Source organism: Paenibacillus sp. 01T424, assembly GCF_056398745.1.
Genome location: NZ_JBFTPZ010000082.1, coordinates 1 through 15,278, shown reverse-complemented (window position 1 = coordinate 15,278; position 15,278 = coordinate 1). Strand labels below are relative to the sequence as shown.

The following is a 15,278-nucleotide window of genomic DNA, read 5'->3' as shown; positions in this document are numbered from 1 at the left end:
TCCAGCTTAAAATGAAGTTGTAAGGTAGAGACTGGTGGATTTTTAGTAGAAATCATGAGCCCAACCTCATGAGATGAAAGCACTTTCGCTTGAATGATTTGCAGCCAGGGGATAAGATCCGGTAATGATTTATTCTCCGAAGGGCCGGTTTCCATGCCATCCACCCCAATTGGTGAATGCCCATCGAAATATTCAATCCTGAGCACAGCATAAGAGCGGGTACTGTTCCTCTTCAAGGCCATAGCCGCSTCCATCCGTTGGCGGGAGGTTTTTTTAGAACCGAAAATCACATTCCACAAAACGATTAACATTGAGGGGATGAGGAAGCCGAGCACCGCCAACCATCCACTGGAGGTCTTGACATAGACGGTAAGAAAGAGGGCTGCGGACARAATCGCAAGCAACCATATGTAGAGCTCCTGCCGCCATTTGGCCTGGCGCTTCCCAGATGTTGGAGGAGTGGACTGTGCTGGCTGAATTTCCGGAGCTTSYTCCGGCTGAGCTGCCGTACGTTCTCTCCATGGCAAATGCTCACCATTCAGCATCCCACTCAGGGAGATCCTCCACATCCGGTTGGTCCATATGGGGTTGAATCCTGCTCCATGCTTGCATAAGCTGCCCGCTATAGCGCTGGAACTGCTCCTGGCTGACCAGACAAAACCATACTGGAGCGAGAAAATTATTCGTCTCGAAATCTGTATTCTCATAATCGACCGAATCTGTATCGGCGTTTGTAACGATCAGGAATGTCCGGTTTCCCATAAAAGATCCTTTCCTCCTACCTTTGTTTCACATCCAATAATGGAACCAAAAACCTTCTCTCGTTTGCAATGCAACTGCACCTATTGATCCGTTTGGATTGAGCGGAGTCAAGCTCAGGCAACTGCCGCCCGTTTAGTTTAATTAATAGGTCCCAATTTTGTTGCTATAACATATTTATCATTTACTTCGACTGCAATAACTTCATGAGGGTCTTTTCCTTTGACTTCAAATAGTGTACTCCCTGCTGGCACTTCGTTAGAGTCTCCATTTTTCTTTGGCATTGGGGTTGTTTTTCTTTCAATCTTACCAATCTCTTTGCCTACTTCTTCAATTGGAACCTCTTCTTTAGATAATCCATAAAGGGTGTTATTCCAAGCAACGGAAGCTGGATAGGTACTTGATGAGTTTGACCCATTATTATCACTACAACCTGCTGCAAAGAATGACAGAAACATAACAATAATTATTATCCTCATAATTCTCCCCCCTTTAAGAAAAATACTGTTGTACCATTAAGACGAACGCAAAAGCTCGGTTGTTGCGTTAACCTGTCCGTTAGTTTAATAAAAGACTTGCTCATAACATGACTAAAAATCAAAAAAACCGACCTTATGAGGTCGGTTTTTTTCATGGTGGGTATGGAGGCGAGGGGAATGGATACCTCTTATATACAGAATATTTCCTCCATCATATGCAAGTACAAAAATAAGCTATAGTGTACCGTTAGCTCAACGAAGAATGTGTTGCCAGTATGGAGGCAACTCATAGTCCCTAATGTGTTTGTATTCTAGAATCATTACAGCTCCTGTATTATCTACACGAAACTTCATCGAGTCCATCCCTACATCTAAATGAGGTCCCACATACGGAATCACTGTAACATTAACATCAATATGCGAAGGATGGTATTCAACGTTTAATTCAGTCCCTCCTAGAAAAGGCGAAAACGTAGGTGACTCTGTTAGTTTATCTTCATAATATCGATTAATCTGTTCCTTTATATTTGGAGTTAACAAAGTAAGTACAAGCCTTTCCAATGGTTCTTCGTGTGGTTTAGCGTAAACTGGCTGTATAAGCACGAAGGAAATGATGACTGCTAGCAGTAACCCGATATAGCTTTTAACATTCACTACAATCACCCCATTGAAGTAATTTCCGTTAAGTGACTTGGGTTTATGCATGCAACAAAATAAAATGCAAATCCATTAACGTAATCTGCCCGTTAGTTTAATAAAGAAAGGGAGCAGCTGCCGCAGCAAACTACTCCAAGTTTGTTCAACTATCGTTTCCCGTTAGTTCAACAAAACTCCTTTATTTTGTGATACGGTTCACCTTAGTATATCTAAAACAATATTACACTCGCCACCAAAATCTACATTAGTATAACTCTATTTTTGCTCTAAGTTTCTTGAGGTTTTGCTTGTGAAATCCCTTCACAATCAACCAGGCTGCCAAACTCAACTCATAAATACCCACAGGTAGAGCAATAAATCCTTTTGCTGCAGATAGAGGTTCTACAATACCGAACATTTCTAATAGACCGGCTATAAATACGAGTACAGCCGTAATCATACCAAACAGAGCTAGCGGTCTTGGCACTAAACCTGTTCGAAAAAGCAAATAGCTATACAATGCCGTATTGATACCCAACATAAAATTAGGTCCTAACATCGAAGTCCAACGATGGAAAGCTTGCAGCATGTAACCGATCTCGTGAAGATTTTCTTCACTTGTTAAGCTGTTTGCTTCATAATGAATACTAAGTTGCAATAAACCTAGTATACTGACCACGCCTATTGCAATAAGAACAGCTTCCATAAATCGAAAGCATAGATGTCCTAGTGCTAGATGTTCATTCCAACGACGAAGGTAAGGAAACAACATAACGGCTGTACCTACTGCTGTCAGAACGAGCAAGAGATCGTTAATGACTCCGAGTAAAACCTTTGTTTTAAATCCATTTGCCACGGACATATACCATTGTTCTGACAATACCGGCTCATAAGAAATAACAGCGATGACTGAAGTGACTGCAGCAACAAAATAAAAAATACCGATGATGATCCCATTCATTCTGTCTTGCGTCATAAACTTTACCTCCTGGGGGTTATTATGGACCAATACGAAGTCATAGAGAGTGCTTTAAACCATATTGAGAACAATTTAGACCAGCCTCTATCACTAGAGTCTGTGGCTAATACCTTCAACATGTCCAAATTCTACTTCCACAGACTTTTTTCTGCCATGATGGGTTGTACTTTAAACAACTACATATTATCCAGAAGATTGAACGCATCACTACAATGCATTCAAACCGATCATTTACCACTAACAGATATTGCCTACCAGCTAAACTTTGGAACTCAATCATCTTTCACCCGCGCTTTCAAACGCCAATACGGTATGGCTCCAAGCTCTCTAAGAGTAAGTGATATGAACATTTCTCAAACACCAATGCCTTCTGTGGTTAGAAGACCCATTAAAAACATCAATGGTGATATTGTTACCGATTTCACCCTAACGGAGTTCGATTCAATCCGGGTGAGCGGCATAGCCTTTGAGGTTGACCTGGCAACTGATGATTACAAGACGAAGATTCGGTCTCATTCGCTTAAACTGTTAAATGACATTGATAAAACAGTTAATGGTTCATGTTTCGTCATTTATTCTAATTGCCAACCCAATTCATCTCGCTTCAAGGTACTGTTCGGGATCCCATTTGATATTCAGATAAATAGACCATTCTATTTTACCGTTGATGTACCACGGCTCTTCTGTRCCAAGTTCAAATATTCTGGTGACCTCCTTGATATAGGTGATGTTCTCAAAACTGATTATGCAAGATTTTTAAAGATTTCCAGGCAGGAAGCAGACGATTCACATATTGAACTTATTCAATTTTTTGATGACATTCACAATCTTGATTTGGCATACCACATTTATGCACCTATCAAAAGGATACCTATCGATTCAGATTAATCATGACGCTTTATGGTAACCGTAATCGCTTTTATGCCCTCCAGTCTGTTTCATTTTGATTTGATGAATACAAGATAACATAATGGCTAAACATACACTTTCCAAATCTTGCTGTAACGAAAAGAGCACCCCTTTCGAGATGCATTTTCATCAACTATATCAACTATGTGACCTATATTCTGATAGTGAGCAGCGTCAACACTCCACATCGCCGTTACTTGTGGTTCGGTTCACCGGAATTAATCTTCAACTATACTGCCCGTTAGCGTAATGAAGCAGCCGATCATTGTGGTCGGCTGCTTCTGTGTTTTAATTGAACTATCGTTTCCCGTTAGCTTAACGAGATCGCCGCTCTAAGCCGGCAGCCTCTCTTTCATCCATTTTGTCACCTCTTATCTCCCGATAGCTTAGTCAGCTCTTGATAAAGACTTTTTGAAATAAACAGCGGATTCATCATAACCAATAGCCTTATAGAAATCACTTGCTCTTCTTGTGGCAAGTGCAACCAGCTTTGAACCACGCCGAACTGCTTTTTCTTCAATAAGTACCATAAGATTTTTTCCAACACCTTTACTCCTGTAATCTTCTAGTACGAATAATTCCTCAACCCAACTTATTAAACCATTTGCATAAAAAGTGGAGTGATGGAAGGCTAGTACATATCCAATGATACCTGTTTCAATCTCTGCGACTACTAAGTCTGCATCTTTGTTACTCAAAACATCAAGAAAGGTTCGTCTGAAATCCGTTTTATTCAACTTAAAACTAGTCGAAAGCTTAGCGGATAGATCAAACAATACCTCTTCATCTTTAGAAATTGCATTTCTATAATTAAGCCTCATTGGAACCCCCTTCGAACCATCAATATTTTAAGTGTACTTTTTCGGTAATTAAACTTCCACTATTTGTTAAGTTAATCTGCCCGTTAGTTTAATGAAAGACTTGCTCTTAACATAAATAAAATTCAAAAAAACCGACCTAATAAGGTCGGAGACGAGGGGAAAAGATAATTTTCAAAAGTTTGCACATTTTTAATTCGGGAAAATTTTTTGTTGAAAAAATTCTTTAACGACGCGATAATAACTGGGATTTAATTGTTGATGCTAGGCATTTTCAGTTGCTTTTAATTTTAGGTTTGGATGTACTGAAGCTTCTGTAGCAAATGAAGTAAAAAAGCTAAGGAGTACGACAGTTGTTAAGAAAAATTATATCTTCACATGATTCTCTCGCCCATTTTTCTTAGTTTGTATGTGCATAGGAAAGATATATAGCCAATGACAATTGAACTAACTTATTCCCCACTAACAATTTCCCAATTGTAGGAAAAGAAAATTTCCATTATCATAGGGATATATTAAACAAACATACTAGGGGGCATCCATGAAACTATCCAAAATCACCATAAATAACTATAAAGGAATTCAGCATTTATCATTAGATATTGAGAATATCAGCATCATTATTGGTCCGAACAATTGCAGTAAAAGCACAGTTCTTCAAGCCATCGAACAATTTGGTAAAGCGGATAAGACTCTTGATGAAAACTGTTACTATAGACACGACACAAGTCGTGCAATCAGTTTCCACGCAACATTCATTGATGTGACAGCAGCAGAATTAGAGCTTCATGGGATTCGTAATTCACTTCATGAGCCAACTGGACATTTTATTGTACGAGCAGTTTATGAATATGGAGAACCTGTAAAACGCTTTTCCAAAACCTCAGGAGAACCTACTCATGATATGAATAATGAGGGTTGGGACGGGAGGATGGGGGGGGGCAATAATGGCACTCATTTTCTTAACGTATTCCCTGAAGTTCTTTATATACCAGCAGTTCGTCATGCAAATGAAGAGATAAAAAATAGTTCTGACTACATAAAAACCCTAACTCAACTATATAAAGAAGTTATTATGGAGACTAATGAATACTTAGATGCGACTCGTGCGAATAGGGAACTACAAAACAGAATAAACTCGCACACTAATGAAAGAATAAGTTTCTTTCAAAATGAGGTGAAATCATTTTTAAATAACATTACCTCAACAAGTGTTGATTTTAAAGTTAACTTTAAACCTATTGAAGAATTCATCAGTAGTTCAGTAAATACTGTTTTTAATTATAACGGCATAAATACATCTATTGAACATCAAGGAAATGGTGTGCAACGTACTTTTATTGTTTCGATTTTAAAAGGCTATCGAAAATATAGAAGCGAATTCCCTCCTGAAGGAAGGGAACAAATAGCAGCCCGTAGGCCGTTAATAATTGCAGTTGAAGAACCGGAACTATACTTGCATCCGCATATTGCACGAGTTTTTAAGGATACCTTGTACCAGCTAGCTGATGATCGGTTTTTTCAAGTTATCGCAACTTCTCATTCTCCCAACTTTATCGATTTATCAAAACCAAACAGAACACTTATTCGCTTCTCTTTAGATTCTAATCAAGATGTCAAAGCAAACCAAGTTAGTTCTGATATCTATGGCTTACCTGAGGATGAAAGAGATAAATTTCAAGCCCTCTTGAAATTCAACCCTCATCTAAATGAAGTTTTCTTTGCACAGCAAGCAATTCTTGTTGAAGGCGATACTGAGGTTGTCGCATTTAGACAAATAGCGGAAAAGCTTATGGTTTCAGGTTTACTTTCATCTGATGTATTTCATAAAACCTCAATAGTAAACTGTGCAGGTAAACCTACAATGTACGTTGTATTGAATGTCTTAAATAATTTTGGAATTCCCTATACGGTTATTCATGATATGGATATTACTGAACTTGGAAAAAATGGGCAAAGAAGAGCTAGCTCTACCCTTCGTCAAGCAATTACCATAAATTATAAAATTGAAGTATTAGCATCTGTTCGTGCTAACAAGAAATTTGTTCTTCAACATACTTTTGAGGCAGAAATGCCCGAAACTTATGAAAAGGGCACCTCTAAATCGTATGCAGCATATGAGTTTTTAAAAGACAAGTCTCTAGAAGAGCTTCCTTTAAGATTGTTACAAATTATTAAATCAGCATACGGTATTCCGTTAGAAGTTCCGATTGTTCATCTTGTTGATGAATTAATGCAACAATATTTAGTTGAAAATCCTGATTGGTCTGAACTTCATGATGCGTTTCAAGGATGGCAAATACCAGTACACGAACAATTTATAAGAAATGTATGGGATGAAATAAACCATCCTTTTGCAGCTGCGGCATCTGATGATATACCAAGTCGATAAAAAACTCCTTCTTAAAGTGGCAGGGTTCGACTTTTTGCTTTCGTTTGTTGTAATGGCAGTCTAGGACGAGTGTTTATAACTTAGACTGCCAACCTAGTGATAAAGTTACTGAGACCTATCCGCTAATTCAATCTGTAGCTATAACTTATATTCCCAACGCCTTTTGTATCCTTTCCATTGCAACATCATACCAATTTTTATCAATTTCAAAAGCCATCCAAGACCGACTTGTAATAATGGCTGCCTCTTCCGCAACCCTACTACCTGCGAAAAAATCTACCATTAACTCTCCAGTCTCACTACTATTCACAATCATTTCCTTTAACAACTCTACAGGCTTTTCCGTTGGATGTATGGTTTTATTACCATGAATGCGTGGTATGCGCCAAATGTCTGTCTGCTTTCGTGTTGAGATCCGTCTGACACGTTTATCTCCTTTCACAGCAAAGATGATAAATTCGTGGCGATAGCGGTATTGCCAACCAAGGCCCATATGTTCTTTATCCCATACAATACAGTTCTTCACTATGAAACCTGCATTACGCAGCCAAATCACCATGTCTGCATACATCCGCCAGTCAATACAAACATAAATATGTCGTCCTGGCTTGAGAACTCTGTAAGCTTGAAAAATCCATTGCATACAAAAACGCTTGTATTCCGCCGGTGAAAGCATATCATTCTCTATTATATTAAATCTTGGCTTTTTCGTTTTCGTTTGTGTTGTCCCACCAAATCTTAAGTTATATGGTGGATCTGCTATCAATAAATCGACTGAGTTATCTTCTAAATGTTTCTTTGAACCTTCAATACAGCTTTCGTTATATAACATCCTATTCCTCCTGGTATATGTGTCTCTTATATATAAATTCTACACTACGATTTGGAACAAGTGTTCTCTTTTTTCACAAAAAAAAAGCTGTAGGATTTCTCCCACAACTTTATTTTACCGGTGCATTCCGGATTTTATATAAGTATAATGCTAACCTTCAAAATTGTAAATACTTCACATCTGAGGATTTGCTATTTGAAATTACCTCCTATTTTCATACTGCGATCTGATGCCTTGCCAGCTGGAGTAGCAGAAGTAGCTCTTATAATAATTGAGTCACCATGCTTTTGTTTTAATAAGTCAGTTACACGTTCTAATGCTCGTGCTTTTTCTCGGTCTTGGTCGAATAATGATATTTGATATTCATCGTCGGAGGAAAATTGAGATAAACTGATGCCTATTCTTCGAATAGGTAATCCATCCCAATGTCTCTGTAATAATTCCACAGCAGCTCTATACACTTGATTGGTTACATTTGTAGGATCTACCATTTTCATTTGTCGATAAAAACCTGTCGGGCGTTCAAAATCAGCCCCTAAGCAACCCACCGATACTACATGCCCCATATAGCCTTTGCCTCTGCAGCGCTGGCATACGAGCTCTGTAAGCTCTAGGAGCACTACCTTTATCTCATCGAGCTTGCGATAATCACGAGGAAGTGTCATCATATGGCCAACTGTTTTAGGTGCAACCTGATGAGTTCCTGGCGTGACTGGGCTTTCATCAATTCCATTAGCTATGCGCCAATACATTTCTGCATTAACATCTGAGTTTTTACCAAACTTAGCCTCATCATTAATTTAAGTTTATCTAAAGGTGTACCTGCAAGTTTTCCAATAGTATCAAGACCCATAAAATTTAGATGTCGTGTCATCTTGCTGCCGACCATAAACATTTTATCAATATGCAAAGTCCAGAGTGTCTCGTGCAAATTTTCTTTTGTCAGCACATACATTCCTGATTTGTTTTTCTTCGCATAATTATCACAGGCCTAGATCCGCTAACATGATAACTTTGCTTTTAGCCAATAAATACCACCACGGGCTCTGCAGCTAATATGTTTTTAACTAAAAAATTTCGCCTTCCTTGTCTAACCAGACAAAAAGCCTTTATGTGTCCCTGATCCACCGATAACATATTTATTTTTCTTTTGGACAAGTTCTTATTCTTGCTGAGATATACAATCTCAACAATTGCACCTATCCATTTCTCGTCCATAAGACTCACCCCCAAACAGAACGTTTGTTCTTATTATGTACAGAGCTAACGTTCTTATTCCAGAGAAAAGATTTAACAGATTATTAGCCCTCATACTCATTTACTCGTCGGCAAAACGTACTATGCGTTAATCCTAATACCTTCCTAGCAGCTACTCCAGTAATGAGTCCAGCTTTCCAATCTTGATAAACCTTAATAAAGGTGGTATCGATTTCTTTTCGCGGCTTACCAAACTTTACTCCTTCAATTATAGCTACTGCAATTCCTTCAGCTTGCCGCTGCAGATTCTTTTTACGCTCTTGTTCTGCTACATAAGCAAGCAAACTAAGAAATTGATTCTCCAGAACCTTTCAGAAGTCCCCCATTGTCCGATACTTTCTAGAATCAAATAGCAGCTCGTTATCCAAACAAACGATATCCGCTCCAACCTCACGAGTGATATATTTCCACTCATCTATGATTCCATCATAGTCTCGTCCCAATCGATCTAATGAATCAATGTAAATTAAATCACCTTGTCTCAACATATAAGACGCATTGCTTGGTACTGAGGTCGATTGAAATCTTTCCCACTTAATTTATCAACAAAAAGATATCGCTCATTTAGACCCAGTTCTCGAAACTTAAGTAGTTGCCTTTCCGGATTTTGCTCTTTAGAAGAAACACACACATAGCCCATCTCTTTGAACTCCACCTTCACAATAACGATATCTATGTCTCCTAAGGGAGCCCTCTCTATCCTAAAATAGAAAGACCGATCGAATGAGATCGGGGTTTCTGTAACATATTTATTTAAATGTGTTAGCTCTTTAAAACAGAATTAAGAAGAGCTATCCTCTTACCTCAAACAAACTTCCGACTCGTTTTCTTCCCATCACAGCTGAACACAATCTTCTTATCCTCAACAAACGTCTCCAGATGAAACGTTTTTCACCCAAAGCTGAACGACATGAGGCAGCGTACGCTCCACATACTTCAGATCGAGCTCCATCCCTTCATACTCATGAATAAGATAAAGCTATACTTTATAGATGAATATATTCGGCAGCATCAGTTAGTGAGATGTTTTCCGTATAATGGTTCTTCAAATAATTAACTGCTTTTACTACATATTCGGACTGTGTTCTCTTTTGTTTCTTTAAGACATAACACACAAAATTCTCGAAGATAAGCCGAATCCATTGTTTGATTTCATCTAATGTTTCCATCCTTTGATAAGAAAACGTAGGGCGCTTTATTGCTTAATTAGATTTCTGTCGAAGTAGCAGCTGCTCGAATAGGCAATACAAAGTTGTCATCCATCGATCAGAAATCCTGGAACGGGTATATCTTTGAGGAGCAAGCGCAGGTAAGATTAGAGTCGGGATGGCGATTATATCTTTATATTCGTAGCAACCTATTCAAATGGTGTAATTAATGAAACGGATGTGACCATTCAAATTAAAGATAGCTGGACGTCATTTTTCGAGTTCGTTTCATAAGTCGTGGTAGTCAGTTAAGTTAAGTAAGAAGTGTTGTATTGAAGTATTGGCAGTCGAATACCCTAATGCTATTGAGGTTCCATCTTTAATGATCTATTCCCGTTTGCTTAATGCAATCATATGTGATCTTTATTTTTCCTTTAGCACGATTTGCACCAACTCTAAGACCATTAAGTTTCACTAAGACCTTATGCATAATTGTATAGAAGATGAACTCAATCAATGCTCCGTGTCTAACAGTTGAAGTGCAGTAGTGGTTTTCTTTATATTTAATGTATGCTATCAATCAACGCCCAGTATATATAATTTTTCCTGACTCATCTATTAAACGGAATATAAAACTTGAAGCATCTTCAAAATCCATCTTAGTGTAGTAAACGGCATATCCATTGTCAACTTCTAGTTCCTTAAAAAATGTTGATGCTTTTTTAATATCGACTTGAGTTTTGAATAGCATATCATCATTGCTTACAATTACCTTCTTTACATGGGGGTCAAGAATTTCAGCAGCAATAATTGTTTCATATTTTCGGTTTGAATGCTTAGTCATTACACTTATCCATGTTCTTTTCATTTTGTCTGTCCCACTTGGAAGCAGTTCTTCTTTATTTGTTACTTTATATAAAAACCATTTTTTCTTTAATTCTATGAGATACTTCTTATTAAGTTCTTTCTCAACTAACAAATTAATGTCGCCAAACTCTTTTGAATAAACAATTTGACTCTTTTTATGTTTGTTAGACAATGCAAGTGCACTTGACTCTGTAAACGCATAACCATTAGAAAGCATAAATAAAATCGCAACTACTATGACAGCTAATATTATAAATATACTTTTTTTCATTATCTTCTTATCATTATTCTTCATTGTTCCTCCTCGTCGCTGACTTAAGATAATATATATATATCTAAATGTCGCTCAACCAATATCTATAGTATGTATCAAATGGAAAAGAACTTCAATCTTTACATAAAGATTGAAGTTCTCGATAAATTTAAAAATGATACTAATTAATTTAGGTGTTTTGAACAGTAAAAGTACCATCCAAGTACCAGTCGTCTCCTATTAAACCGGGCCATGACATACCTGCGATACCCATTACAGCGCTTACAAAACCAGGAATATATGGGTGAGCATAACTGGCAAGTATCTGCTTATTTGTGCCTCGTAGAGTTCTCGGAACTCTAAGATCATCGACTATTACTCCGTAATTATGATGAGAATGTTTAAGATCGAAGGTTCCTTGAGATTGACCGAATTTCCTTACAATTGTCATAGCTTCCTGCTGAATTGTATTATTAACCTGGGGCAACCAATTATTAGCCCCGTAAGATGATGCACTTGAGATACCAGTAGCATTATCCCAATATTGTACTACTGAGTCACTAAAATAATAATTAGGTTGTCCATCCCAATTATACTCAGTATATAAATCATATTTAAATTCTTGTCCTGTAGAGCTTAACCCCTGATAAATCATACTAGTTGATGCGCTCCATTTTCCATCCTTTTCTGTATCTATAGGGATTACAGCTTTCGTACTAATTCCACCATTACTTTGCTTCATTAAAGTCAGGCTATCTTTCTCTTTAATCGCATTAACTTCATCTCTATTTTCATCGGTAATTAAATATCTAGTGCCGTCAACACTGTTGTAATAATGCTTTAGACTGCTTTGTATTTCGACAGCTACTCCACCTCGGCTAATAATTCTCTTTTTTAGTTCTGGAGAATAATGCTCGATTTGTTCGTTTGATAGTTTCATCTCACTTAATACCTGATTGACTTGTATTTCTGATAGATTCAAAAAAGTTGAGACTGGTGCAATCCGACCATCGTCATACTTTGTAATTGTCAGTGCCCCATTAAGTACAATTTTCCTCTCATTTTTTTCAATTTTTTCTGGTCTTTCGGTGGCTTGGGCAACAGAAGCAAACATTAAAAATACAACAGGTAAAATAAGGCTCCATTTCTTCATGCTCTTCCTACAATACATTATTTTCCTTCTAAACCAATATAGTAATAAACAATTTGCATGTCAACTAGTTTTTTTCTAAATAATAGATTCAATGATGGTTATAAATCCCTTTTTAGTTTAACTATTTTAAAATACAAAATTGTTTATTGTTTCGTTTTGTTGATTATTTTTGCTGTTTCATGGCATCTTAAACTATTAACTTATTATTACAGATTCAAGCTTACTTTTGATATTTCCAGTCTTAGGTTTTCGTAGAGTTAATGAAACGGAAGTGACCATCGAAATTACCGTCCAAACGGACAAAGTCTCAAAAAGCATGCTTTTTGATACACTAAAAAAAGACACTATAAAGCGTTTCAAAAACTGTATATTTGATTTTTGGTACGTTTCATTTTCTTATCACACATTTTGATACGGTATAATCATCGAGATCTTGATTAGTAATTGGTCTTTACATAGCCTCTCCTTAGTTAATTTCAAAGTTTTGATCAACTTTATCCAGTAGCCCGTCGTTTCTTAATTCCTCTTCAGCTCTAAGTCTTGCTTCACTCTCATTGGCAGCTTCTACGGCAAATATAAGATCGTATTTCGCATCAAGATACAATGAATTGAAAAATTTCTCATAGTGATCCTCCTTCGTTGCCCTTGAAAGCACCTGCTGGTGACAATTGGATAAATCGTTCTAGGCTGGCTATTAACCAATCCTTTTGAGCCTTGATGTTATCGGTGTCAAAAATCGTATTCTCTTGCAAATACCGCAGCCAAAAATAATCATCATATTGTTTTATTTCAGTCAACTTGTTTTTAATGTCCTCTAACTCTTTTTGTTCCTCCATACAGCCCTCCATGTTCTTCCGTATTCAGACTTGAACATAAAGTTAATTGAATATCTACTCGCTTTTATGACGATACTTCATATAAAAACTTTCAATACGGAGTGAAACTAAAAATGCTATACAATATTATTTTTGGCTTCATAATTCCTTGGGTTTTAGCATCGTTCATAGTTCGAAAACAACCGATCCTATTTATTGTCATTAGTCCTGTAACGGCAGTAATTTCAATGATTATAAATACAATAGGCATCTATTTTGGTTTTTGGGATTTTAAACCTATTTTCGAGAAAAATGAAACTATTTCCGCATTACCTATGGATTTGGGGCTATACGCTGTTTTAGGTTCTCTATTAATTTACAATCTTTCAAAAAGAACTTTTCGACTCCATCCAGTTATCTTTATTTTGATTTTCAGCTTACTCACCACTGTCCTTGAATACACAGCCCTTCTATTTGGATTCGTAATGTACGGAAACGGATGGAATATAGGTTGGACATTCATTTCCTACTTAATTGCGTATCTATGTGTTACAACAGCATGGATAATTGCTAAAGAGCATATTGAAGTAGTTAAGTAATAGAATATTCAAATCTGTCCGTCAATTTATTTAATTTTGAATAAAACTTAGGTCGCAATCATTTACTCTCGATAAATCTAGTCAACTGTCTAACACACCATTCCAACAAAATCATAAAATAAGGCATCTATGTGAGGAGGTGTATTCGATGAAATGTTCCACTACTAGGCTTAAAATAGGTTTGAAAAGAAATAGCCCAAAGAGATGTAAACATAATTCCTTAATTAAAGGGAGACGCAAAAGACGAATTATTAAAGTGCTTGCACGGAATGGAACACAAGGGGCTGCAGGGGCTGCAGGGCCTCCCGGGCCACAGGGTCCAACCGGTCCGCAGGGATTACCTGGTACTTCAGGAGTTGGACTTCTTACTTTTTATGATTTTTTTCAGATTCCCGATCCTATGATTACCGGTGGTCCAGCCATTACAACAATCGTACTTCCAGTGTCACCTGCTATGATTGGTCCGGAAGTTCAAGTCAGTAACCAGTCAATAACTTTAAGTAATGTTAATATAAATAGTCGAGTGGCATTAAAAGCAACCATCGTATGGAGCTTTAACTTCATAAGCGAAGTTGCCCCCGAATTAGCCTTGGCAAGCCAAGTCATGAACTTCAGCTTTTTTCGAGATGCTCCATTATTAGGTGTGCGTGTTGCCTCAGTAGTAGACTCCGGAAGTGTAACCCAGATTAACTTCTCAGGAACAGGTAATACTCTGGTGCAAGGAACCATTACAACAACTTTTGCATGTACCGATACAGGATTAACTGGTCCTAATTCAATTTATTTTTTAACTGCAGCAGCTGGCCCAGCCTCCGGATTTAGTGTAATTACGGATGGTGCACCAATCCCAATTACTAATTTCGCTAATCCTGTAATCAATGAGGTCCATTTCAGCGGTGAGGTAATTGGGCCTAACATCCTCTAGCTAAATTGAGGGGAGGAACTTGTAGCCTCCTCCTTTTTCTTGTAGGTTTCATTCAAAAAAAATGTTATTCAGCCATATATAAATCCCTCCCATGTATTTGATTATTCATTGAGATACATAAAAGCAGAATATTTTTTTATAGTAAGGGCAACTTATAAACGGTAAAAAAAATTTGAACACAAGGAGAATTAGTGAGTATGAAAAAAATTTACTCGTTGCTATTTGCCTTTACAATCCTATCATCCGCACTGTGTTTCCCTGCCTTCGCGGAACAATCAAATCAAGTAGATAGGATGACAACAGATAACAATCGTATGAACAGTTATGGAACAAACAACACAACCACTAATCAAATGAATGGCTATGGAGATGGCTATGGAGCAAATAACACGGGTATGAATGCAAACAACTATCGGACAAATGCGACAACAGACGATAGAAGAAATAATTGGGGCTG

At 37.4% G+C, this 15,278-nt stretch carries 16 protein-coding genes and 3 pseudogenes; 5 read left to right on the top strand and 14 right to left on the bottom strand.

What is annotated here, in order from left to right:
- The 5 genes and pseudogenes from AC1DPK_RS33490 to AC1DPK_RS33470 form a co-directional block, all read right to left on the bottom strand.
- Positions 1-545: pseudogene (locus AC1DPK_RS33490) on the bottom strand (hypothetical protein); the annotation flags it as partial.
- Complete coding sequence (locus AC1DPK_RS33485) at positions 532-762, bottom strand: hypothetical protein (protein ID WP_477512959.1); 231 nt, start codon at positions 760-762, stop codon at positions 532-534. The gene AC1DPK_RS33485 and the pseudogene AC1DPK_RS33490, both read right to left, overlap by 14 nt.
- Before the next feature lie 137 nt (positions 763-899).
- Positions 900-1,238: a hypothetical protein gene (locus tag AC1DPK_RS33480; RefSeq protein ID WP_477512958.1), complete on the bottom strand. Its 339-nt coding sequence runs from the start codon at positions 1,236-1,238 to the stop codon at positions 900-902.
- 252 nt (positions 1,239-1,490) lie between these two features.
- Positions 1,491-1,892 (bottom strand): DUF3888 domain-containing protein, encoded by a 402-nt coding sequence (locus tag AC1DPK_RS33475; protein ID WP_441887089.1) that lies wholly within the window; start codon positions 1,890-1,892, stop codon positions 1,491-1,493.
- A gap of 247 nt (positions 1,893-2,139) precedes the next feature.
- Entirely contained in the window at positions 2,140-2,850 is a 711-nt protein-coding gene (locus tag AC1DPK_RS33470) for a DUF4386 domain-containing protein (protein ID WP_441887085.1), read from the bottom strand.
- Positions 2,851-2,874: 24 nt separating this feature from the next.
- Between AC1DPK_RS33470 and AC1DPK_RS33465 the strand changes: the two genes are divergently transcribed.
- A complete protein-coding gene (locus AC1DPK_RS33465) occupies positions 2,875-3,741 on the top strand; it encodes a helix-turn-helix transcriptional regulator (protein WP_477512957.1) in 867 nt (288 codons plus the stop codon).
- A gap of 407 nt (positions 3,742-4,148) precedes the next feature.
- Here the strand turns inward: AC1DPK_RS33465 and AC1DPK_RS33460 are convergent, their stop codons facing one another.
- Complete coding sequence (locus tag AC1DPK_RS33460) at positions 4,149-4,583, bottom strand: GNAT family N-acetyltransferase (RefSeq protein ID WP_441887081.1); 435 nt, start codon at positions 4,581-4,583, stop codon at positions 4,149-4,151.
- 538 nt (positions 4,584-5,121) lie between these two features.
- Between AC1DPK_RS33460 and AC1DPK_RS33455 the strand changes: the two genes are divergently transcribed.
- Positions 5,122-6,972, top strand: a complete 1,851-nt coding sequence (locus tag AC1DPK_RS33455) for an ATP-dependent nuclease (protein ID WP_441887079.1) — start codon at positions 5,122-5,124, stop codon at positions 6,970-6,972.
- A gap of 145 nt (positions 6,973-7,117) precedes the next feature.
- Here AC1DPK_RS33455 and AC1DPK_RS33450 read toward each other — a convergent pair whose 3' ends face one another.
- The 8 genes and pseudogenes from AC1DPK_RS33450 to AC1DPK_RS33415 form a co-directional block, all read right to left on the bottom strand.
- Positions 7,118-7,804 (bottom strand): DNA-methyltransferase, encoded by a 687-nt coding sequence (locus AC1DPK_RS33450; RefSeq protein ID WP_477512956.1) that lies wholly within the window; start codon positions 7,802-7,804, stop codon positions 7,118-7,120.
- Between the two features lie 191 nt (positions 7,805-7,995).
- Positions 7,996-8,556, bottom strand: a complete 561-nt coding sequence (locus tag AC1DPK_RS33445; protein WP_441887075.1) for a DinB/UmuC family translesion DNA polymerase — start codon at positions 8,554-8,556, stop codon at positions 7,996-7,998.
- A gap of 268 nt (positions 8,557-8,824) precedes the next feature.
- On the bottom strand, positions 8,825-9,022 hold the full coding sequence (locus AC1DPK_RS33440) for a hypothetical protein (protein ID WP_441887073.1): 198 nt from the start codon (positions 9,020-9,022) through the stop codon (positions 8,825-8,827).
- Positions 9,023-9,105: 83 nt separating this feature from the next.
- Positions 9,106-9,701: pseudogene (locus AC1DPK_RS33435) on the bottom strand (recombinase family protein).
- Positions 9,702-9,865: 164 nt separating this feature from the next.
- Positions 9,866-10,040, bottom strand: a pseudogene (locus tag AC1DPK_RS33430) (stage V sporulation protein R); the annotation flags it as partial.
- A gap of 749 nt (positions 10,041-10,789) precedes the next feature.
- Positions 10,790-11,371 carry a hypothetical protein gene (locus AC1DPK_RS33425; RefSeq protein WP_441887071.1) on the bottom strand — a complete coding sequence of 194 codons (582 nt, stop codon included), beginning with the start codon at positions 11,369-11,371 and terminating at the stop codon, positions 10,790-10,792.
- A gap of 148 nt (positions 11,372-11,519) precedes the next feature.
- A complete protein-coding gene (locus AC1DPK_RS33420) occupies positions 11,520-12,482 on the bottom strand; it encodes a hypothetical protein (protein ID WP_441887069.1) in 963 nt (320 codons plus the stop codon).
- A gap of 620 nt (positions 12,483-13,102) precedes the next feature.
- Entirely contained in the window at positions 13,103-13,318 is a 216-nt protein-coding gene (locus tag AC1DPK_RS33415; RefSeq protein WP_441887065.1) for a hypothetical protein, read from the bottom strand.
- A gap of 113 nt (positions 13,319-13,431) precedes the next feature.
- Here AC1DPK_RS33415 and AC1DPK_RS33410 point away from each other — a divergent pair, with 113 nt between their 5' ends.
- The 3 genes from AC1DPK_RS33410 to AC1DPK_RS33400 form a co-directional block, all read left to right on the top strand.
- Positions 13,432-13,896: a CBO0543 family protein gene (locus AC1DPK_RS33410; RefSeq protein ID WP_441887063.1), complete on the top strand. Its 465-nt coding sequence runs from the start codon at positions 13,432-13,434 to the stop codon at positions 13,894-13,896.
- A gap of 148 nt (positions 13,897-14,044) precedes the next feature.
- The gene (locus AC1DPK_RS33405) at positions 14,045-14,821 is read left to right on the top strand and encodes a hypothetical protein (RefSeq protein ID WP_441887061.1); all 777 of its coding nucleotides are present in this window, start codon (positions 14,045-14,047) and stop codon (positions 14,819-14,821) included.
- Positions 14,822-15,018: 197 nt separating this feature from the next.
- The coding region (locus AC1DPK_RS33400) for a hypothetical protein (RefSeq protein WP_477512955.1) at positions 15,019-15,278 on the top strand (260 nt) is incomplete at its 3' end.